Source organism: Streptomyces sp. NPDC052910, assembly GCF_055585605.1.
In genome coordinates, this window is the sequence record NZ_JBVJJR010000003.1 from 414,144 (window position 1) to 435,377 (window position 21,234).

Here is a 21,234-nt window from a genome sequence, read left to right on the forward strand (position 1 = left end):
CCGCCCCACCTCGAGTGGCGGCCCTCGGGGTTCGCGTCACCGTCGCCCCGGTGGACGACGGGGTCAGGCCGGTTCGGGCTGGGGTTCGGGGTGTTGGGGTTCCGGTTCGGGTTTTGGCAGCGGGATCGGAGTGAGAGGGGTCGCGGCCCACTGTTTGGTGAGCCGGAGGTAGCCGTAGATGACCGAGAGCATGCCCAGGATGAGGACGGGGCCGAAGATCCACGGGTGTTCGGCCATTTCCAGGGGGAGGAAGCGGTAGGCGACCAGGAAGGCGGTGAAGACTGTCGTGCCGTAGACGACCAGGAGGATGCCCGGGCGGTCGGGGCCGCGGTCGAGGAGGCGCATGGCCGTTTCGATGGTGAGGGCGAAGACCACGCCGGCGATGACGTCCGCGCCGTAGTGGTAGCCGAAGCCGAGGGTGGCGCTGATGGTGGCGACCAGCCAGAACGCGCCGCCGTACCGCACCCAGCGGGCGCCCTTGCGGGAGTGGAGGAAGATCGCGGTGGCCCAGGCCGTGTGCAGGCTGGGCATGCAGTTGCGGGGGGTGAGGTCGTCGTACGTGAAGGCGTGCGGGATGCCGATCACGGGCGGGGTGTGCGGCCAGATGTTGGCCGTCGCCCACTCGACGCCGCCGGTGCCGGAGGCGCCGGGGCCGTAGGCGAAGACCGGTCCCACCACCGGGAAGAGCATGTAGATGCCCGGGCCGAGGAGGCCGATCACCAGGAAGGTGCGGACCAGGTGGTGGCTGGGGAAGCGGCGCTCGGCGGCCACGTGGCGGAGCTGGTAGAGGGCGAAGACGATCGCGGCCACCGCGAGGTGTGCGTAGACGATGTCGAGGACGTGGGGGCCGATCGGCTCGGTGGCCTGGAGGATCCGGCCCGCCACCCAGGACGGGTTGCCCAGCGCGTGGTCGGCGGTCGCCACGTACTGGTCGAGCACCGTCGGGCGGGTCTTCCACGTGATCATGAGCCACGTGTCGCCGATCTTGCGGCCGGCCACCAGCAGCAGGCCGAGCCCGACGCCCTTGAGCAGCAGGGTGCGTTCCGCCCCCGTGCGGCGCGTGACGGCGATGACCGCGACGCCGAGCATCACCCACAGCGCGCCGTTGCCGAAGTAACGGCCGTCGGTCACCTTGACGTCGGCCGCCCACCGCCCCAGCACGAAGACGACGTCGATGCCGACCGCGAAGGCGGCCGCGATGAGCCGTTGCCGCCAGGTGAGGACCACCATCATCAAGGCCAGACCGGCGTACAGCGGGCCCGGCTTGGGTGGGAAGACGAGCTCTTTCGCCTGGGTGACCAGCGGGCCCGGCTCGCCGCCGACGCGGCGCGCGACGATCTCCAGCGTGATGAGGAATCCGAGCGTCACCACCCCCGCCACGGCCCACAGGATCACCCGTGGTTGCCGCCACGCGGCGAACTTGCTTCTGCTGCTTATTCGCGCGAACACTCAGAACACTATAGACGTCGTCCGTTTCGCACGATTTGTTGGATCAGTGGAGGTACGGGGGGGCTGCGGGGCGGCGACTACGGGCCGGTGAGCGGCCGTTACGGCGGGTGGGTGCGCTGGGCGACGGGGCGGGCGGTGGTGCCGTATCGCCGTATCGCGCTCGTTCGTGGACGGGTCAGTAGGCGGAGTTGACGTTGTCCATCGAGCCGTACTTGTCGGCCGCGTAATTGCAGGACGCGACGATGTTGGCGACCGGGTCCCAGATGTCCCAGGACGTGCCCTCGACGTGGTACGCCTTGAACGTCGGGTCGATGATCTGCAGCAGACCCTTCGACGGCACACCGTTCACCGCGTTGACATCCCAGTCGTTGATCGCACGCGGGTTACCGGTCGACTCCCGCATGATGTTGCGCTTCACACCGTCGTAGGAGGCCGGGATGCCCTTGGCCTTCATGATGTCCAGCGCCTGCGAGATCCAGCCCTCCAGGTCGTCCGCGTACGCCTTCGGCGCCGCGGCGGCGGGCTTGCGGACGGGCTCGCGGGTGGTGGAACGGTTCGCCGCCTGCTTCCCGGCCCGCTCCTTCTCCGCCTTCGCCTTCGCCTCGGTGCCGGCCTTCGTCTTCGCCGCCGCCTCGGCCTTCGCCCGCGCGGCCGCCTCGTCCGACGTGTGCGCCGCCTCGCCCTGGCCCTGACCCGCGAACGCCGTGGCCTCGAACGCCACCGGCTTCACGGACACCGACTGCGTGTCCGCGACGGCCGTACCACCGGAGACCACCGCGAACGCGACCGCGGCGGCACCCGCGGCACCGAGACCGGCGGCGGAGAACTTGTGGACCTTCGACAGACGGGTATAGCCGGAGTGAGTGGAGCGCATATCGAACCGAACCTCTTTCTCTCGCGAAAGCCGCAGCACACCGAAACCCGAACCGAAACCGAACCCGGCGCGTAAAAGAAGCGCCGTTCCCAGCACGGCGCCCTGCGACTCACACATTGATAGCGGCCCGGAAAACCCCTGCCAAGCACTGTGACCTACTCCCCCACCTCGTTCACCACCCGCCAAACCCCCGCCCATCCCGCGGGAAATGCGCACCCCACAGCACTAAAGGGCTTCGTATGTGATCGGGGCCCTATGCCCGGCCTCACAGGGGCCGCTCCGCTTGGTCGTTGGTCCGTGGCGCGGGGTAGGGGGACGGCCGCGCCCTCTCGGTCATCGAAGGTCGGCCCTCAGCGCGTGGAGGTATCCGCGGCTGTCGGTCAGATACAGCACGCCGTCGCCAACGGCCGGAGGGCGCTGGGGGTCCGGGCTGAGGAAGAGCTCGCGGGAGGCCAGCCTGCGGCCCGTGGAGAGTCGCCGAGCGGTCAGCACCGCGGCGCGGTCCGCGGTCAGGAGGGTGTCCCGGTGGGTGAAGGGAGGGGTGAGGAGGCTGCCGTCCGTCTTCTTCTCCCAGGTCACCTCGCCGCTCCGGCCGTCGAGTGCGGTGAGCCGGCCGTCCATGTCGCCGAAGACCACCAGCCCGCCCGTGGCGGTCGGGGCGGCGGCGAGGCGCGCGGCGGGCTTGTAGGCCCACAGCCGCTCACCGTCCGCCGGGTCGAGTGCCGTGATCACCTGGTGGCCCGGGCCGGCTTGTTCGACCAGGTAGAGGCCCTGGGGGTCCTGGGGGCTCTGCGGGTCCCGGGGGTCCTGCGGGTCCTGGGGGCTTTGGCGGTCCTGGCGGTCCTGGCGGCTCTGGACACTCCGGACGCCCTGAACGCCCTGGTCGGCGGCTGCGAGCCATTCCGGGACCAGGGCGCTCTCCATGCACCGGGACCACAGCTCCCGTCCCGTGGTGGCACTGATCGCCACGACCCGGTCTTCGGGAGCGTCCTCGGCGCCGAGCGCTCTCGTCAGGCAGACCACGGTGTCGCCCACTCGGGCGGGCGCGCGGGTCATGACCGCTCCGATGGGAGAGGGCGGCCGACGGTCGGCTCCGGACTCCGGGTCGATGGCGCGGAGCGTCGTGTCCGGAGCCGCCGCGTAAAGCGTGTCGCCGGACACGGAGAGGAGCCCGTCGCACACCCTGAGGAATCGGTGGAGGTGTCGCGGGCGACCCGTCCGGAGATCGACGGCCTGGAGGGTGCCGCCACGGTCGGGGAAGTAGGCCGCGCCGCCGTGAAAGGCGGGTGCCCCGGTGTATTTCATGCGTATCAGCGGGTAGCGGTCGTGCGTCGCCTCGTCGATCACGTGCAGCAGGCTTTTCTCCTGGACGATCAGGAGGCCGTCCTGCCGGACCGGCTGGCCGGCGGGGCCCGAGGCGGCCGCCGCGCGCCAGGGCTGTACGGGCCGGGGGCGGGCCGCCGGGGAACGGCGGGCCGGCTTGGTGCCGCTCGCGCCCCGGCGCCGCGGTTTCCTCCGCACTTTCGCCAGGGCTATGTCGTACCGCAGCTCACCACCCATGCCCGGCGTCTGTTCCGGCCCCTCGCGGTGAACCCGCTCGCAGACGTAGGTGTGCAGCTCCGACACCGTGACGAGGCCGTCGCCGTTGAGGTCGGCGGCGCCACTGCGCAGGCCCTCGACAAGCGCTTCCGTGAAGCGGGACAAGGCGGGCGCGTCCCCTTCCGGGTGGTCGCCCTCCCAGGCGAGCTGGTTCCTGGTGCCTGCCGTGAGCACGACGCGGCCGTGGCCGGCGAGCACCTTCTCGAAGTCCGCCGCCGCCTCGCCCTTGGCGCCGGGCAGGAACAGGCCGCTGTGGCAGCAGTCGAGCACCACGACGATGCTCCGTGCCCGGCAGGCGTCCATCGCCTCGCGGACGAGGGTCGCCGGGATGCCCGTGAAGATGGGCTGGTCCTTGTCGGTGTGCCGGAGCGCGAAGTAGAGCTTGTCGTGGCTCTCGAGTCCGTGGCAGGAGAAGTAGAGGAGCAGCAGGTCGTTCCGTCCCGCCTGCCGGAAGAAGTCGCCGATCGCGCGGCCGACCAGGGACCTGTCGGCGTCCACCAGCGCCTGGACCTCGAAGCCGCCGATCTCCGGGTCCTTCAGGACGTCGGCCAGCGCCGCGCAGTCCGCCGCGGGTGAGCGCAGCCGGGCGAGCCTGTCGTCGTCATACTCCCCGGTGCCGATGAGCAGGGCGCGACGGCCGCCCTCGCCGAATGCCGGACGGGTCACGGTGCCACACCCGCGCCCTGTGGCGGTTCGGGGTCGTTCCGTTCGCCGTCCGGCTGCGGCCCGCGGGCGAGGAACGCCTCGATCAGGCGCGCCCGTTCGTCGGCCGTGGCGTCGGTCAGCTCGATCGTGCGGCCGTCAAGTTCCATCTTGACGCCGCGTACCGGCCTGTTCTTGAGCCAGGTGTCCGTGAGCCGGACCGCTTGGCGCAGGACGAAGGGGGCCGCCGTGACGAGGAGGGCCCCGGCCGTGATCGCCTCGCCGCCCTTCGTCCTCTCCGGCGGGGCGGCGTCGGCGCTCAGCGGCCGCACGTCCTCCACGTCGAGTTCGAGGAGGGTCCGCCGCAACCGTCCGCTGAGGTCGGCCAGTTCGTCCTCGTCGGTGTCGGGCAGGCCCAACAGGGCCAACCGCATGGTTCCGCTCACTCTGTGCTCCGCTTTCCTCACGTTTTGTGCGGCTCACGATACGCGGGGCGAAACGGCGTGCGCGGAGGGGCGAGGGCACGGGAGGGTGGGGGCGATGCCGTGGGGGACAGGGCGTTGGCGTGTGGAAGGGGGCACGTGTGCGGGACGGTGGGTGCCTGATCCTTTCCGGGCTGCCCGGGGCAGGGAAGACGAGTGTGGGACGGGCGGTGGCCGAGAGGCTGGAGCGTTCGGCGCTGGTGTCCGGGGACGCGGTGGCGGACATGATCGTCCGGGGGCGGGTGAGCGTGGTGCGGCTCCCGGAACCGGAGGCGCGGCGGCAACTGCTGCTCCGGGCGCGGAACATCTGCTCGCTCGCCGGGAACTTCGCCGACGCGGGCTTCACTGCGGTCGTCGACCACGTCGTCCCGGACCGGGAAGTGCTCGACCTCATGCTCGGGCTGCTCCGGCCACGGCCCGTGCGGTTCGTCGTCCTCGCGCCGCCGGTCGCGGTGTGCCGGGCGCGCAACGCGGCCCGGCCAGAGCGGGAACGGGTGGACTACGACGTGGCCCCGCTCGACCGGTCGATGCGCGAGCGGCCGGCCGGGGTGGGGTGGTGGCTGGACACGGCGGCGATGAGCGTGGAGGAGTCTGCCGGGGTGATCGTGGAGCGGGGGGATCGGGGGGTTGTGGGTGTGGGGGTTCGGTGGGGCGGGGGTTCGTCGTGAGGCGGCGGTTCTCGTGGGGCGGAGGTTCGTCGTAAGGCGGGGGTTCTCGTGGGGCGGAGGTTCGTCGTGACGGGGGTGGGGTTGGGATGGAGGCGGGATCCGGATGAGGGCGGAGTCCGGATAAGGGCGGGGCTGGGGGCGGGTCGGAGCCGGGGCGCCGGCGGGGCAGGGGCCGGGGCGCCGGCGGGGCAGGGCGGGGCAGGGGTCGGAGCCGGGGCGTCGGCGGGGCCCGGGATGAGTCCCCCGTCGCGACAGGGCGGCGGCGCGACGAGGGACAGCCGGGCCGGGGCGGCGCGGCGAAGGCGGCTTTGACGTGGACCGTGTGACCGGGGTGGCTCGTGGTGACGCGGTGGTCCTCAGTGCTGCGGGATCGAGCCGACGAGGCCTCCGTCGACCACCAGGTCCTGGCCGGTGATGTAGGCGGCGTCGTCCGACGCGAGGAACGCCACCGCCGCCGCGATGTCCTCCGGCCGTCCGAGAGTGCCGAGCGGCACGGTGGCGGCGTTGCGGGCGTGCTGGGCCGGGTCGGTGACGGACTCCCGGTACATCTCGGTGTCGATGAAACCGGCGCTGACGGAGTTGACGCGGATGCCGCGCGGCGCGAAGTCGGCGCCCAGGGTGCGGGCCAGGTTGTGGACGGCGGCCTTGCCCGCCGAGTAGACGGACGCGACCGCCATGCCGCGGTGCAGGGTCCAGGACGCGTTGAGGACCACGGCACCGCCCTTCCGCAGCAGCGGCAACGCCTTCTGGACGGTGTAGAAGACGCCTTTGACGTTGACGTCCAGCATCCGGTCGACGTCGTCCTCGGTCAGTTCCGCCGCGGGCTTGAAGATGCCGACGCCGGCGTTGGCGAAGAGCGCGTCCAGGCCACCGCGCCAGGATGCGACGCGCCGCATCAGCGCTTCGAGTTCGGCCGGGGAGGCGGCGTCGGCGCGCACGGTCAGGATGCGGTCGGGGTCCGCGCCGAGCTCCTCGAACGCGGTCTTGAGCCGGGCGTCGTCTCGGCCGGTGATGACCACGTGCGCGCCCTCGTCGAGAAGGCGCCGGGCCGTGGCGAGGCCGATGCCGCTGGTGCCGCCGGTGATCAGGACCGTCTTGTCGGTGAAACGATTCATGACTGTCATGGTGGGATCACCGGCCGGTGTTCGGAAGGCGGGTGTCGAACCTGTTGTCGGTACCACCACGTTCGCGAACCTCCCGGTCCGGGCAGGCGCGGATCCGATCCCGCCGCCGGTCGGCCCGGCGTCGCCGATCCGTCCGCCGGGCGTGGGAACCTTCCCTCTTCCCGGACCGTCTCCAAGAGCCTGAGGCGCTCGCAGGATGAAGGGACCACAGTGGTGACCGCGCATTTGTCCGCCCTTATTCCCCTCCCCTGCCCGCCCGGATCCCGCCGTGCGGCGTCTCGTACGGGGCCCGGGCCCTGTGGAGGGATCACGGGCTGTAGGGGTTCCACGTCCCGTACCGGTTCCACTTCCCGTACGGGTTCCGCGTCCCCCTCAGGGTCCGTGTGAGCGGCGGGCGCGGCGCCCGGGCCGGGGTTTCGGCCGGGGCCGCCCTGTTCGGTTTCGTCGTGATGGCGGTGCTGGTGGTCCGGCACGGTGGGGCCGGGCTCCCCGTCGACACCGACGTCCGTGCCTGGGCGCTCGCCCACCGCCCGGACGTCGGTGTCGCCACCGCCCGGGCGATCACCGCCACCGGTACCGGACCGGTGCCCTACCTACTGGCTCTCCTCGCCGGGTGGCTGGCGGTGCGTGGCCGACGGCAGCGGCTGTGGGCGGCGGGTACGGCGGTGGCCGTGCTGGCCTGCGGGCAGGCGGTGCGGTACGGGGTGCTGGCGGCGTTCGCCCGGCCCCGGCCGCCCGTCGACGGCTGGGCGACGCATGCCGACGGCTGGTCGTTCCCGTCCGGCCACACCGCCACCTCGGCCATGGCCGCGGGCCTGCTCGCCGCCGCCCTGTCGCTCGGCTCCCGCCGGGCCGCCGGGCCGGTGGGCGCCGTCGTCGGGTGCTGGGCTGTGGCGGTGGGGCTGAGCCGCGCGTACCTCGGGGTGCACTGGTTCACCGACGTCATCGCAGGCTGGCTGTTCGCCACGACCTGGCTTTGCGCCTGTGCATGGGCCGCCCTCCGCTTCCTTCCCGCCACGCGGTACGGGGCCGTCCTGCGCGGCGGCCGGCGGGGCGGAGGGTACGAAGACGAGGGGGACGACGGTGATGACGGTGACGGGGGTGAGGGTGGGGCATCGGTCGGTGACAGCGGGGGTCCGGAACGGCGAGGAGAGCCGCGAGGGGAGCGGCCAGACGGTAAGACGGAGCGGGCGAGCGGCCGCAGCCCCGACGGTGGTGGCGGCTGTGGTGGCACCGGTGGGGCGCGCAATCCCGGCTCGTCCGACTGCGGCGGTCCGTACCGCTCCGCCTGACGGACCAGGGACGCGGTGGAGCGAGGCGTTCCCCCGAAAACCCGGGAGCGCACCGCCCCTGCCCGCCCCTAGGGTGACCGGCATGCGTCCCGAGTACCCGTCCAAGCCCCGACCCGGTGACCGTATCGCCGTCGTGTCGCCCTCGGCCGGGCTGCCCGGTCTCTTCCCCCGCCCGTTCGAGCTCGGGCTGCGGCGGCTGGAGGAGGAGTTCGGGCTGGTGCCGGTGGAGTTCCCGGCGACCAGGAAGACGGGCGCGTCGCCGCGCGAGCGGGCGGACGACCTGCACGCCGCCTTCGCGGACCCGACGATCACGGCGGTGTTCAGCAGCATCGGCGGCGACGACCAGCTCACCGTCCTCCCCCACCTGGACCGGGACCTGGTCCGGGCCCACCCCAAGCCCTTCTTCGGCTACAGCGACAACACCAATCTCCACGCCTGGCTGTGGAATTCCGGCATCGTGAGTTACCACGGCGGAAGCGTGATGGTGGAGCTGGGCCGGCCCGGGGCCCTGCACCCGCTGACCGCCGCCTCCCTGCGCGCCGCGCTGTTCACCTCCGGACCGTACGAACTCGCCGAGGCGCGGGAGTTCAACGACGTCGACCGGCCCTGGGACGACCCCGACACCTTCCTGAACGCGCCCCCGATGCGCCCCTGTCAGGGGTGGACCTGGCGGAACCCCGGCCGGGTGGTGGAGGGCGTCTCCTGGGGCGGCAACATCGAGATCCTGTCCTGGCTCCTCATGACCGGCCGGGAGATCAGGGAGCCGGAGGCCTACGAAGGGTGCGTGTTCTTCCTCGAGACCTCCGAGGACCAGCCGCGCCCGGCCGACGTGTACGGCGTCCTGCGCGCGATGGGCGAGCGGGGGCTGCTGCGCCGCTTCGCCGCCGTCCTGGTGGGCCGGGCGAAGGGCTGGTCGCTGGACCGGCGGCGCACTCCCGAGGAGGGCGACGCCTACCGGCGGGCGCTGCGGGAGGCGGTGGGCCGCGCGCTCGACGAGTACGCGCCCGAGGCTCCGGTCGTCTTCGACGTCGACCTGGGGCACACCGACCCGCAGCAGGTCATCCCCTACGGAGGCACGGTCCGGGTGGACGGGCCGGCGCGGCGGATCACGGTGGACTACTGAGTTCCACGGTGGTCCGCTGAACGCCGCGCCCTGCGGAAGCGGAGCACCGGTGGTCTCCCGTGATGTCCGCGAGCTCCCGTGGTCTCCCGTGATGTCCCGTGAGCTCCCGAGGTCTCCCGTGAGCTCCCGTGAGCTCCTCGACCTCCCTGATCTCCTGGGGGCGTCGGTCTCGCGGGCCCGCCCGGACCTGTGGCGGCCGGGCCCGCGAGCCCGGCCTGGTCCGTGCCGGCCGGCGCTCTGCCCCCGCGTTCCCGGTCACATGCCCGAAACGGGCCTGCTCCCCCGGCCGTGGCCATGTTTCAATAGGGGCATGGCCAGCCACCGGAACATCGCGAAGGGTCGCAGCGACCTCGAGCCCTTCTGGCCGTCCCGTCAGCACCACGACTTCGACCGAGTGTGTTGTCGCGCGTGTCCTCGCGCGCAGGCCCACCTTCCTCGCTGACCCCCGTCGAAGTCAGCCGTCGGCACCACTGCCGGCCAACGGCCCGCGCCAGCACGTCTTTTCGACGTTCACCGCGCGAAAGAGCTGAGCTCATGTCGAACCTCCGTACGCTGACCGCCGCGACCGCCGTCACCGCTGCGACCCCCTCACCCGCCCATCCCCCTCACTCTCACCCCCGCCCTCATCCCGTCCACCCCGCCGCCTCGGCCGTACCTGCCGCCCCCGCCGCTCCCGGCGTTCCCGGCGTTCCCGCCCAGCGCCACCGCCTCCGTGCCGTCGCTCCCGACGAGGCTCCGCCGGTCGCCGACCTGCTGCATCCGGGAGCGACCTGGCTGCCGGCTCCGCAGGAGGCGCTGCCGGTCCTGCCGGGCCGGCCGCCGATGATCGGCTACCTGGTGCTCGTACCCGCCGACCTGCATACGGCGGGACACCTCCCGGCCCCCGCCGGCCCCGCGCACCCCGTCGGCTCCGCGAGCACCGCAGGCACGTCAGGCCCCGCAGGCGCCTCACCCGCCACCATCACCGGCGACCCCACCGGCTCCCTCTCCGCCGCTCCCCGCCCCGCCGGGCACGGTGACAGCCTGGTGAGCATCGACCCCGAGCAGCGGATCGCCCGCGTCGCGGGACGGCCGCTGGACCTGACCTACCTGGAGTTCGAGCTGCTGGCCCACCTGGTGGCCCATCCCCACCGGGTGCACACCCGCGATCAGTTGGTGACCACGGTGTGGGGCTACGGACACGTGGGCGACGGCCGCACGGTCGATGTCCACGTGGCCAGGCTCCGCCGCAAGATGGGGGCGGAGCACCGCTCGTCGATCGTCACCGTGCGCCGGGTCGGCTACAAGTACGCGCCGCTGACCGACTTCTGACGTCTCGTCACTCACACGCCGACTGTCGGCGCCCCGGGCCCATGAGGTCCGGGAGCCGGCGCGGTACGCGCGGAGCACGCCGGTTCCCTTCGCCCGGCAGGGCCAGACCGCGGGCAGCAGCACCGTCCGCGCCACCGCGGCGGGGGCGGCAGCCACCCGAGGACGGCGGCCGTGGGTGGCGGGTGCTCCAGAGGCCCGGCCGGGCAGCCAGGCCCAGCCGGGCAGCCGGGGTCGGGCGGGCAGCGGCCGGGCCCAGCCGCTGCCCGGGCCGGGGCCCCGGCCGGAGTCCGCGTGGTCCGTCACGCCCCTGACGTCAGGAACGGAAGCCGTGCCGTCCCGGCCGCCCGACCCCTCCCGTGGGGACGGGAGGCCAGGTGAGAGGGTGTTGCCGGGTACACCCCCGCTCCGCCGGTTGCACCCCGTGACCGGGCGGCCGGCGGGCGGCAGACTGGGGGCCGGATCCGGGGCGACCGCCCCGGACGGCGAATGACGGGGCGGGAAAACCGATGGGGATCAGCCGAGCGTTCGGTGCAGTCGCGAGGTCCATGAGGCTCGCGTTGTGGGGGCTGGTGGCGTCGACCCTGCTGTTCACCCTCGCCGTGGTGTCGATCTGCCTGATCCCCGTCGGGCTCGGCCTCTTCACCACCCCGTACATTCTCAAGGCCGTACGGGCCTACGCCGACCAGCGCCGGGCCTGGGCCCTGAAGTGGTCGGACGTCCGGATCCCCAGCCCGTACCAGCCGGTGCGCGCCCGGGCCGGCTTCCTGGGGACGGTCGAGCGCTGCATGGCGCTGCTGCGGGACCCGGCCACCTGGCGCGACCTCCAGTGGCTGCTGGTCGACATGGGCGCCGGTTTCACGCTGGCCGTCCTGCCGCCCGGGCTCGTCCTCTACCTGCCGTGGGGCATCGTGCTGGCCGCCGGGGTGTGGAAGCCGATCGTCCGCGCCGACGGCAACGTGTGGTTCACCTTCCTGCACGTCGGCAGCCAGTCCACCGCCAACATGGCCGTCGCCCTCGGCGCGGTCTACGCGGTCCTCGGCGTCGCCACCGCGCCGGCCATGCTGCGCGCCGACTTCCGGATGGCCCGCGCCTTCCTACAGCCCACCCCGCAGCGGGAAATGGCGCAGCGCATCGAGCACCTGACGGAGACCCGGCACGACGCCGTGGACAGCTCCGCCGCCGAACTCCGCCGCATCGAACGCGACTTGCACGACGGGGCGCAAGCCCGGCTGGTCGCCATGGGCATGAGCCTGGGCACCGTCGAGGCGCTGATCGAGAAGGACCCGGCGCAGGCCAAGCGGCTGCTCGCCGCCGCCCGCGCGGACTCCGCCGAGGCCCTGACCGAACTGCGGGACCTGGTGCGCGGCATCCACCCGCCGGTACTGGCCGAGCGCGGTCTCGGAGACGCCGTCCGGGCACTGGCCCTGCGGCTGCCGCTGCCCGTGGAGACGGCGGTGGCCCTGCCGGGCCGGGCGCCCGAACCGATCGAGTCCGCCGCCTACTTCGCGGTGAGCGAGGTGCTCACCAACGCCGTCAAGCACTCCGGCGCCGACCGGATCTGGATCGACCTGCACCACGCGGACGGGATGCTGCGCGCCGCCGTCACCGACAACGGCCGCGGGGGCGCCGACGTCCGTGCCGGCACGGGGCTGCTGGGCGTCGAGCGGCGGCTCGGGGCGTTCGACGGGATCCTGGCCGTCAGCAGCCCGCCGGGCGGACCGACGCTGGTCACGATCGAGGTTCCCTGCGCCCTCACGGCGGCGGCCGGCTGAGCGCGCCGTTCGCCCTGCCTGGGTTCTGGCCCGCCCGGACCCTTACTGCCCGGCCTTCTTTCCAGTCCGGCTCGTTCCGCCCAGGCCCTCGTTCGGCACAGCCCCTCGTTCGACCCAAGCCCTCGTCCGGCACAGGCCCCCGTTCCGTACAGCCCCCGTCCTGCCCGGCTCCGTTTGCCCGTCCGGCTCGTTCCGCACCGCCTCCTCTCCCTGCCCGGCTTCCCGCCTCGCCCGGCTTCTCGATCCGCCCGGCTTCTCGTTCCGCCCGGCTTCTCGTTCCGCCGCTCGGCGCATCGCCCCCGCTCTCGTCCCACCGGCCCCACCCGCCTCACCACGCTCTCCCGCCCCCGATCCGGCCGACCGGGCGGCGGCGAGGCCCGCGTGCTGCCACATTGGGTCCATGACGGAGCTCTCCCCGCTGGTGGCCCTTCTCGGTCTGCGCCCGCATCCGGAGGAGGGCGGCTGGTTCCGTGAGACCTGGCGGACCACCCGTACCGCCGTGCCCGACGGCTACCCGGGGCCGCGGCCGTTCGCGACGGGGATCCTCTTCCTGCTGCACCCGGGCGAACGCTCCCGCCGCCACCGGGTGCGCTCCGACGAGCTGTGGCTGTGGCACCGCGGCGGCCCGCTGCGGATGCGGCTGGAGGGACTGGAGAAACTCGACGGCGAGGGAGTCGGCGCCGCGGCATCCGGCGTCACTGGTGGATCCGGCGCCACGGGGTCCGGCGTCACCGAGCCCTCCGGCGTCATCGAGCCATCCGGCGTCGAAGGATCCGGGGATCCGGGGGCCGTCGAGCGGGTCCTGGGACCGGCCGTCGAGACCGGGCAGTGGCCGCAGCTCCTGGTCCCGGGCGGGGTGTGGCAGTCGGCCGAGCCCGCCGGCGACGAACCGGTACTGGTCTCCTGCGTGGTGGCGCCCGGCTTCGACTACGCGGACTTCACCCTGGGCCCCGAGCCGCGGCGGGAACCGGACCCGGAGTCCTGACACCCAGCCCGCGGAGTCCTGACACCGAGCCCGCGAAGCCTTGACGCCGAGCCCGTGGCGCCTTGACGCCGAGCCCGCGGCGCCCTGACGCCGAGCGCGCGAGCGCTCCGACGCCATGGGGGACCATGTGGGGGTCACCGGGCCCGTGGGGGGCACGGGCCTGATCACCATGGAGCCGTTGTGCGCGTCGTCCTTGCCGAAGACCTCTTTCTGTTGCGTGACGGGCTGGTCCGGCTGCTGGAGGCGTACGACTTCGAGGTCGTCGCCGCGGTGGAGAGCGGCCCCGAGCTGACCCGGGCACTGGCCGAGCTGCGGCCGGACGTGGCGGTGGTGGACGTCCGGCTGCCGCCGTCGTTCACCGACGAGGGGCTGCAGTGCGCGTTGGCCGCGCGCAAGGCCGTGCCGGGGCTGCCGGTGCTCGTGCTGTCGCAGCACGTGGAGCAGTTGTACGCGCAGGAGCTGCTGGCCGACGGCACCGGTGGGATCGGCTATCTCCTCAAGGACCGGGTCTTCGACGCCGAGCAGTTCGTCGACGCGGTACGGCGGGTGGCGGCGGGTGGTACGGCGATGGACCCGCAGGTCATCTCCCAGTTGCTGTCCCGGCGTTCGCAGGACGCGCCGATGGCCCGGCTGACGCCGCGCGAGCGCGAGGTGATCGAGCTGATGGCCGAGGGCCGGTCGAACACGGCCATCGCGGAGCGGCTCACCATCACCGAGCGGGCGGTGGCCAAGCACACCTCGAACATCTTCGGGAAGCTGGGGCTGGCGCCCTCCGACGACGACAACCGGCGGGTGCTGGCGGTGCTGGCGTATCTGGACCGGGGGTGAGGCGGGGCGGCACGGCGCGTCCGCACGCTCCTACGCCCGTACGGAGTACGCGCGTCCGGCAGGGAGGGGGCGTACGGCTGCCCTGAGCGCCTCGCGCACGGCTTCGCACCCCCGCGAAGCGCCCCTCGCACGGTGGTGCCGTCGCGGGCTCGGCTACCGTTCTCCACAATAAAAGTGGAAAGCGGAAAAACGCCCGCGACAACGCCGAAGGCCGACAAGAGGGAGACGCGCGCATGCCGCAGTTCGACGCCTCGACCATTATCAACCTCCGCGACCTCGGCGGCATCGCGCTCGTGGGCAACTCCGCCGTGCGGCCGGGCCTGCTGCTGCGTTCCGGCCAGCTCGACCGGCACGACCCGGCGGCGGACCCGGCCGTGGCGGCGCTCGGCATCCGCACGGTGGTGGACCTCCGCAGCGAGAACGAGCGCCGCGAGCACCCGGACCGGCTCCCCCGCGGCGCCCGGCTCATCGTCGCCGACGTCCTGGCCGAGGGGACGGTCCCGGGCGGTGCGGCGATGCCCGCGCACATCGAGTCGGTGCTGGGCAGCCCGGCCGCCGCGGACGAACGCCTCGGCGGCGGCAAGGCGGAGAAGCTGATGTGCGAGTCGTACCGCGCGTTCGTCACCTCCGAGGCCGCCTGCCGCGCCTACGGCCGGCTGCTGACCACCCTCGCCGAACCGGACTGCGGGCCGCTCCTCTTCCACTGCACGGCCGGCAAGGACCGCACCGGCTGGGCCGCGACGGTCCTCCTGCTGCTGCTCGGCGCCGCGCCGGAGACGGCGGAGGCGGAATACCTGGCGGTCGAACCCGCCGTACGCGCCGCGTTCGCGCCGATCACCGACCGCTTCACCGCGGCCGGCGGCGACCCGGAGATCGCCTCCGCGATCTTCGGCGTCCGGCCGGCGTACCTGGCGGCGGCGCTGGAGGAGGTACGGCGGCTGTACGGGTCGGTCGAGGGGTACGTACGGGTCGGCCTGGGCGTCCCGGACACGGCCGTGAACCGGATCCGGGCGCGGTACGTGGCGTAGGACGGCAGGGGGGACGACGCGGCGCGGGGTGTAGGTCGCCTTCGCAAGGTGTACGGAGAGCCGCCCGGCCCCCTCCCGGCCGGCCCCTCCCGGCCGCCCCGGTGCGCCGTCGCTCGCGGGGGCGAGTCGCTCGCGGGGGTGAGGTGACCATCCCACCATTCACTCGTTCTACCGACGTGGAGCAGCAAGCGACAGCCCCCCGGCCCTCCGACGGCACCCCCGCCGACGCCGCCGGCGCCCCCGACACCACCAGTCCCCTCGACATCGAGCAGGCCGAGGCCGCGATCGTCGAGCATTACCCCCGCCTGGTGCGCCTGGGCTACCTCGTACTGCCTTCCGGTCTCGGCCGCAACCGCAGGGTGCTCACCGCGCACGCGCTGGTCCAGCGGTCCCTGCCGCGCAACCGGGTGAGTCTCGTCGAGTGCGCGGCGGGTACCGCCGTCCCCGGTCCGCGCGGGGCGGAGGGGCGGCGGAACGACGACCCCGGCTACGCCTACGTCCGGCTGCGGGTGCTGCGCGGCGCCCTGGCGGCCGGCCGGCCGCGCGGCCGGCTGTGGCCGCCGCGCCCCGGGCAACTGCCGCCGCCGCTCCCGCAGGTGTGGGGCCTGCGGCTGTTCCCCCGCTCGGGAGGGGCCGACGAACTGGCTCTCGACCAGGCCCTCGGCCGGCTGTCCCCGCCCGCCCGCGCGGCGTTCGTGCTGCGCGCCCTGGAGCTGCCGACCGACCGGGAGGTGCGGGCGCTGCTGGCGGCGGCCGGGGTGGCCGAGCCGGGCGCGGCCCTCGCCGAGGCGGCGGCCGTGCAGGTGCCGGCGGGCTCGCGGGACGGGTCGCTGCTGGCGTCGGCGGAGTTCGACCCGTGTTCGCTCCAGGCGCGCCCCACCGACCTGATGCGCCGCCGCCAGCACCTGCGGGCCGGGGCGGCGGCCCTGGCGGCGACCGTGGTCTGCGGCACGCTGCTCGCCCTGTCGGGCGGCGGCTGGGGGCCCGACGGCGCCGCGGCCCCGGCGTACGCCCGGAACGCCGCCGCCGAACAGGCGCTCGACCCGGGCCGGTTGACCCGCGCGCCGGCCGACGCCTGGCGCCGCGCCGACCGTCCGGGCTTCGCCTCCTGGCCGGCCCGCGGCGACCGCACGGAGGACGAGGCGCTGCTCCGGCGTGCGCTGTCCGTGTGGGCCCGCCCGGGGAGCACGGTCCGCGTGACCGCCACCCCCGGCACACCGGCCGGACCCGCCCCCGGCCCGCCGCAACTGCTCTACGCGGGCGCGGTCGACTCGGCGGTGGTCGTGCTGCTCTACGACGGGCTGCGCGTCGTCCGGTACGCCGAGGCGAGGAACGGCGACGCGACGGCCGCCGCCCTGGACTTCGCGCGGGCGGACGCGGCCGACACCGACACCGCGACGGCGGTCGTCCTCGGCCGTACCGACGGCAACGTGCGGTATCTGACGGCTCCTTGGGTCGCCACGACGGCCGTCCGCGACCTGCTCGACCCGGCCGGGAGCGCCCAGCCCCTGCACCGGAACGCGGACGGCGTGACCGACCCGACGACGGGCCCGGCGGCGGCGGGCGACTGCCGGTCCTGGCCGGTGCTCCAGCTCGGCGGGCGGCTGGCGACCGACCTCGGCGAGCTCGTCCCGGCACGTCTCACCGGCGGGGCGCCCGGCGCCGCCGACGCGGGCGCGGCCGAGCGCGCCGCCTGGGCGCACACCGCCTGCCTGCTGCCGAGCCTGCGTTCGCAGGGCGTACGGGCCGTCAACACCTGGCAGTTCGCCCGGCAGCCGCTGCCCGGCGGCGCCGGGGTCGCGGAGTGGCTGTGCACGCGCACCGAGACGTGGCGCGGCGCGGGCGGGCGCGCGGTCGCCCAGTTCCTGGCGCCGGGCGGCCGTCCCGGCGGTCAGGCGGCCGTCGTGGCCCGGGCCGAGGACTCCCCGGCCTGTGGCCCCCGGCAGCCGCACGTCCTGGCGGGCGCGCTGTGGAAGTCGCCCGGCGGTTCCTGGTACGCCCTGGCGGCGGGCAGCCCGGACGTCGTCTCGATCACCGCGACGGGCGGCGTCCACGGCAGCGGGCCGGGTCCGGTCCTCACCCTCCCGGCCGGGCAGGGCGCGGTGGCCCGGCTGGCCGGGCGGACGCGGGACGGGAAGCGGGTGGCCGCGTTGAGGTGAGGCCGGTTCAGAGGGCGGCCAGTGCCGTCGCCGCCTCGGTGAACGGGCCGTCCGCCGGCTCCTCGGCCACGATCCGCCGCAGCACGGCCGCCATCCCGTCGTCGTGCGCCGCGCCCACCGCGGTCAGCGCCACGAACGAGTGCACGAGCTGCGACTCCAGCTCGGCGCGCGGGATCCGGCGGCCGTCCGGCCACCAGCGGGCGGCCGTCTCCGCGAGCGAGATCCACGACCGCAGGACCACTTCCAGCCGGGGCCCCGGCGTCTCGACGCCCAGGTGCCCGAGGAGGTGCCCGTACGCCGCTTCCCGTACCTCGTCGATCAGGTCCGGGTGGGCGCGCAGCAGCGTGAAACGGCCGGCGCCGTGCGTCTCGACGAAGTCGAGGAACCGGCCGGCCACCGCCAACAGACCTTCGCCGGGCGGTCCTTGGCATGACGCGGTCAGCAGCGCGGTGAGGTCGTCGGCGGCGCGGCGCAACGTCGCCTCGTAGAGGCTCTGTTTGCCCGCGAAGTAGTGGTAGACGAGGGGGCGGGAGATTCCCGCCGCTTCCGCGACGTCGTCGAGGGAGACGTCCTCGGGCGGGCGTTCGCTGAACAGGTCCAGGGCTACTGTGATCAGTTGCCGGCGTCGCTGTTCCACGTCCATTCTGCGGCGCGGCCGGGGGTTCATGGGTGAATCCTAAGCGGTCGGCCGGGGAGGGGGGTTGAGTGCCCCGGTCCCTCCTTTCACCGGTTTCCGGGGTCCGGGCCCCCAGGCCCCCGGAAACCGCGCCCGGCCGCTTTCGCGCAGGAGACCACGGCCAGCGCCGAGTCCGCCGCCACCCTCGCCGTCAGCCGGCCGTCCCGGCCGACCCGCACCCGGCGTCCGCTCAGCACGTCACAGTGCTCCCCCTCCGGCAGCCCGGTGGCGAACGTCCGCTCAAGGGCCCCTCGCCCATGGTTGAGCACCACGAACCCCTTCCGTCCCCGCCCGAAGGCGACCGCGTCGCCTCCGTCGTCCCACCAGTACCCGACGCCACTCCCCCGCACCGCCGCACGGAACCCGACCATCCCCGCCGTCTCCGCCCGCCGGTGCTCGTACGTCCACCCGCCGCCCGGCGCTCCCTCGTCGCGGTCCGTGAAGGCGTACCCGGAGTGGACGTCGGGGGACCCGTAGGGCCAGGCGAGCAGGGCGACGTTGGCGAGGGCGTAGACGGGGCCCATGGTGCGGTCGAGCGTGCTGCCGTCGCGTTCCGTGTCCCAGTTGTCGACGAAGACGGACGCCGACCCGGACGGCACCCAGCCGCGCGCCTCTCCGAAGGTCCGCAGCTCGGCCAAGTGGCCCTGGGTCATGATCCGTTTGAGTTCGCGGGCGTAGCGGAACTCCTGGACGTCGCCGGTGCCGAGGTACTCCTCCGGTTGTACCGCCTCGCCGGCGCCGTGGATCGTCTCCTGCTTCCAGTAGACGTCCGGCTTGCTCAGCCGTGCCTTGACGGCCGCCAGGTCGGTGCTCGGGATGTGCTTGGCGGCGTCGATGCGGAAACCGTCGGCGCCGAGCGCGAGCAGGTCGTCGAGGTAGCGGGCGAGGCGGTCGCGGACGCGTTCGCTGCCGGTGTCCAGGTCGGCGAGGCCGACGAGTTCGCAGTTCTGGACGTCGTCCCGGCTGGTGTAGTCGGTGATCGGCTGGCGGCAGGGGTGGAAGTCGGCGTCCCCGTACGTCCCGGGGTAGGCGTACTTGGTGTACGGCGTGCCGCCGGTGCCCGTACCGGATCCGGCGGACATGTGGTTGAGCACCGCGTCCACGACGACCTTCACCCCGGCCCGGTGGCAGGCGGTCACCATGGCCGCGAAGGAGGCGCGGTCGCCGAGCCGGCCGGCGATCCGGTAGCCGACGGGCTGGTACGAGGTCCACCACTGCGGGCCCCGGATGTGCTCCTGGGGCGGCGACACCTGGACGTGGCCGTACCCGGCGGGGCCCAGCGCGGCGCCGCACTCGCGCGCCACGGCGTCGTAGGGCCACTGGAACAGGACGGCGGTGACGTCCCGTTCACCGGGCGCCCTGCCCCGGCCCCCGGCGTGCGCCGGGGGCGCGGCGACGGCGGCGCCCGCCACCAGGGCGAGCGCGGCGGTCAAGGCTCTCCGCAGGACGGTGGTGTGCGGCATGGCGGCTCCCCGGGTCGTCGGCAGCGAGCGGCGGCGGGCGGCGGCAAGCGGCAGCGGACGCGAACGCGGACTCCTACGGCCTCGGGGGGGACCGGCGGCGTCCCGTACGCCTTCGGCCGCGTCCCCGCGCCCCGCGTCCCCTACCGCCTCGTCACGTCACGCCACGTCACACCACGCCGCTCACACCACTCACGTCACGTTGCAAGCGGACTGCATGACGGTTGCAAGGCGCCCTCGCCTCCCGGCCATCCGCGCCACGCCGCACCGCGCCCCGAGACCGTACGAGTCCCACCCGCACCGGTCAACCCCTCAGGACACGGTCCGGTGACGACCCGGAAATCCCCGCTTTCCCTCCTTGCAAGCTCTTTCGCAAGAGATTGCAGCCTGTTAGCTTCCTCCTCAGCTCGGGCCGCCCGCTCAAGGAACGGCCCTCGTGAAGAGGAGAACCGGATGCGAAGAGGCATATCGGTCGCCGCCGTCGTCGGTGTGCTGGCCCTGACCGTGACCGCCTGCGGCGGTGACGGCGGCGGGGGCGGGGGTGACGGGTCCAAGGCGGCCGAGGATCCGGGCAGTGTGAGCGGGACGGTCACCTGGTGGGACACGTCGGACGCCACCAACGAGGCACCGGCCTTCCGGAAGCTGGTGAAGGACTTCGAGGCCAAGTACCCGAAGATCAAGGTCGATTACGTCAACGTGCCCTTCGATCAGGCGCAGCAGAAGTTCAAGACCGCCGCCTCCACCGGCAAGGGCGCCCCGGACGTCCTCCGTTCGGACGTCGGCTGGACGCCGGGCTTCGCGCAGCTCGGCTACCTCAAGGACCTCACCGGGACGCCGGCCCTGGACAAGACGGACGACTTCCTGGAGGGGCCGCTGAAGAACGCCGCCTACGAGGGCAAGACGTACGGCGTCCCGCAGGTCACCGACACGCTCGGGCTGCTCTACAACAAGGACCTCTTCAGGAAGGCGGGCGTGGACAAGCCGCCGGCCACCTGGCAGGAGGTCAAGGAGGCGGCGAAGAAGGTCAAGGAGAAGGCGGGCGCGGGCGGCATCGGGCTCAGCCCGGACAGCTACTACTCGCTGCCGTTCCTCTACGGCGAGAAGAGCGACATGGTCGACGCGGCGGCCAAGAAGATCACCATTTCCGACGCGGCGTCCCGCAAGGGCGTCGAGACCGCCGTGGACCTGGTGAAGTCGGGCGCGGCGCCCAAGCCCGCGGGTACCGACGGGTACAACGCGCTGAAGACGGACTTCAAGAACGGCAGGCTGGCGATGCTGATCGACGGCCCCTGGGCGACCAAGGAGCTGTTCGGCGGCGAGGCGTTCAAGGACAAGGGCAACCTGGGCATCGCGGCGGTGCCGGCGGGGTCGACCGGGGTGGCGGGGGCTCCGGTGGGCGGACACAACCTGGTGGTCTACGCCGGTTCGGGGAACTTCGACGCGTCGTACCTCTTCACCCGCTTCATGACGGACGCCGAGCGCCAGACCGAGATCTCCAAGGCGGTCGGGCTGCTGCCGACGCGCAAGGCGGCCTACACGCCGGAGGTGCTGGCCGACCCGGTCCGCAAGTCCTTCCACGAGGCGCTGGCCACGGCGCACCCGCGCCCGCCGATCCCGCAGGGCGGCGACCTGTTCACCGTCTGGCTCCAGCACTACACCCGGATCCTGACGCTCAAGGAGGAGCCGCAGGCGGGTCTGGACGCCACGGCCAAGGAGTGGAAGTCCGCCCTCCTCAAGGACTACGCGGTCCAGGAGTAATGCC

General features: G+C 73.6%; 16 protein-coding genes and 1 pseudogene. 10 read left to right on the plus strand and 7 right to left on the minus strand.

Annotated elements, in window-relative coordinates:
* Positions 1-63: 63 nt before the first annotated feature.
* From ACZ6X9_RS12830 to ACZ6X9_RS12845, 4 genes are all read right to left on the minus strand, one after another.
* Entirely contained in the window at positions 64-1,449 is a 1,386-nt protein-coding gene (locus ACZ6X9_RS12830) for a phosphatase PAP2 family protein (protein WP_469778017.1), read from the minus strand.
* 175 nt (positions 1,450-1,624) lie between these two features.
* Positions 1,625-2,323 (minus strand): transglycosylase SLT domain-containing protein, encoded by a 699-nt coding sequence (locus tag ACZ6X9_RS12835; protein ID WP_469778018.1) that lies wholly within the window; start codon positions 2,321-2,323, stop codon positions 1,625-1,627.
* 333 nt (positions 2,324-2,656) lie between these two features.
* Positions 2,657-4,588 (minus strand): caspase, EACC1-associated type, encoded by a 1,932-nt coding sequence (locus tag ACZ6X9_RS12840; RefSeq protein ID WP_469778019.1) that lies wholly within the window; start codon positions 4,586-4,588, stop codon positions 2,657-2,659.
* The gene (locus tag ACZ6X9_RS12845; RefSeq protein WP_469778020.1) at positions 4,585-5,010 is read right to left on the minus strand and encodes a hypothetical protein; all 426 of its coding nucleotides are present in this window, start codon (positions 5,008-5,010) and stop codon (positions 4,585-4,587) included. Before ACZ6X9_RS12845 ends, ACZ6X9_RS12840 begins: the two co-directional genes overlap by 4 nt.
* A gap of 137 nt (positions 5,011-5,147) precedes the next feature.
* Here ACZ6X9_RS12845 and ACZ6X9_RS12850 point away from each other — a divergent pair, with 137 nt between their 5' ends.
* Complete coding sequence (locus tag ACZ6X9_RS12850; protein WP_469778021.1) at positions 5,148-5,714, plus strand: AAA family ATPase; 567 nt, start codon at positions 5,148-5,150, stop codon at positions 5,712-5,714.
* 356 nt (positions 5,715-6,070) lie between these two features.
* Here the strand turns inward: ACZ6X9_RS12850 and ACZ6X9_RS12855 are convergent, their stop codons facing one another.
* Positions 6,071-6,829: an SDR family NAD(P)-dependent oxidoreductase gene (locus ACZ6X9_RS12855; protein ID WP_469778022.1), complete on the minus strand. Its 759-nt coding sequence runs from the start codon at positions 6,827-6,829 to the stop codon at positions 6,071-6,073.
* Positions 6,830-7,221: 392 nt separating this feature from the next.
* Here ACZ6X9_RS12855 and ACZ6X9_RS12860 point away from each other — a divergent pair, with 392 nt between their 5' ends.
* From ACZ6X9_RS12860 to ACZ6X9_RS12895, 8 genes are all read left to right on the plus strand, one after another.
* On the plus strand, positions 7,222-8,130 hold the full coding sequence (locus tag ACZ6X9_RS12860) for a phosphatase PAP2 family protein (protein ID WP_469778023.1): 909 nt from the start codon (positions 7,222-7,224) through the stop codon (positions 8,128-8,130).
* Between the two features lie 82 nt (positions 8,131-8,212).
* The gene (locus ACZ6X9_RS12865; protein WP_469778024.1) at positions 8,213-9,253 is read left to right on the plus strand and encodes a S66 family peptidase; all 1,041 of its coding nucleotides are present in this window, start codon (positions 8,213-8,215) and stop codon (positions 9,251-9,253) included.
* Between the two features lie 534 nt (positions 9,254-9,787).
* A complete protein-coding gene (locus ACZ6X9_RS12870) occupies positions 9,788-10,564 on the plus strand; it encodes a winged helix-turn-helix domain-containing protein (RefSeq protein WP_469778025.1) in 777 nt (258 codons plus the stop codon).
* A 506-nt stretch (positions 10,565-11,070) separates the two neighbouring features.
* Positions 11,071-12,336: a sensor histidine kinase gene (locus ACZ6X9_RS12875; protein ID WP_469778026.1), complete on the plus strand. Its 1,266-nt coding sequence runs from the start codon at positions 11,071-11,073 to the stop codon at positions 12,334-12,336.
* Between the two features lie 400 nt (positions 12,337-12,736).
* The gene (locus ACZ6X9_RS12880) at positions 12,737-13,321 is read left to right on the plus strand and encodes a cupin domain-containing protein (RefSeq protein ID WP_469778027.1); all 585 of its coding nucleotides are present in this window, start codon (positions 12,737-12,739) and stop codon (positions 13,319-13,321) included.
* 180 nt (positions 13,322-13,501) lie between these two features.
* A complete protein-coding gene (locus tag ACZ6X9_RS12885) occupies positions 13,502-14,149 on the plus strand; it encodes a LuxR C-terminal-related transcriptional regulator (protein ID WP_469778028.1) in 648 nt (215 codons plus the stop codon).
* Between the two features lie 233 nt (positions 14,150-14,382).
* Positions 14,383-15,177, plus strand: a complete 795-nt coding sequence (locus tag ACZ6X9_RS12890; protein WP_469778029.1) for a tyrosine-protein phosphatase — start codon at positions 14,383-14,385, stop codon at positions 15,175-15,177.
* A gap of 176 nt (positions 15,178-15,353) precedes the next feature.
* Positions 15,354-17,336, plus strand: coding sequence for a hypothetical protein (locus tag ACZ6X9_RS12895; RefSeq protein WP_469778030.1), 1,983 nt, complete (start codon positions 15,354-15,356; stop codon positions 17,334-17,336).
* 7 nt (positions 17,337-17,343) lie between these two features.
* Here the strand turns inward: ACZ6X9_RS12895 and ACZ6X9_RS12900 are convergent, their stop codons facing one another.
* Together ACZ6X9_RS12900 and ACZ6X9_RS12905 are read right to left on the minus strand one after the other, a co-directional pair.
* Positions 17,344-18,003, minus strand: coding sequence for a TetR/AcrR family transcriptional regulator (locus tag ACZ6X9_RS12900; RefSeq protein ID WP_469778031.1), 660 nt, complete (start codon positions 18,001-18,003; stop codon positions 17,344-17,346).
* Positions 18,004-18,068: 65 nt separating this feature from the next.
* Positions 18,069-19,475 (minus strand): annotated as a pseudogene (locus ACZ6X9_RS12905) (alpha-amylase); the annotation flags it as partial.
* Positions 19,476-19,925: 450 nt separating this feature from the next.
* Here ACZ6X9_RS12905 and ACZ6X9_RS12910 point away from each other — a divergent pair.
* Positions 19,926-21,230, plus strand: coding sequence for an extracellular solute-binding protein (locus ACZ6X9_RS12910; RefSeq protein WP_469778032.1), 1,305 nt, complete (start codon positions 19,926-19,928; stop codon positions 21,228-21,230).
* Positions 21,231-21,234 lie beyond the last annotated feature (4 nt).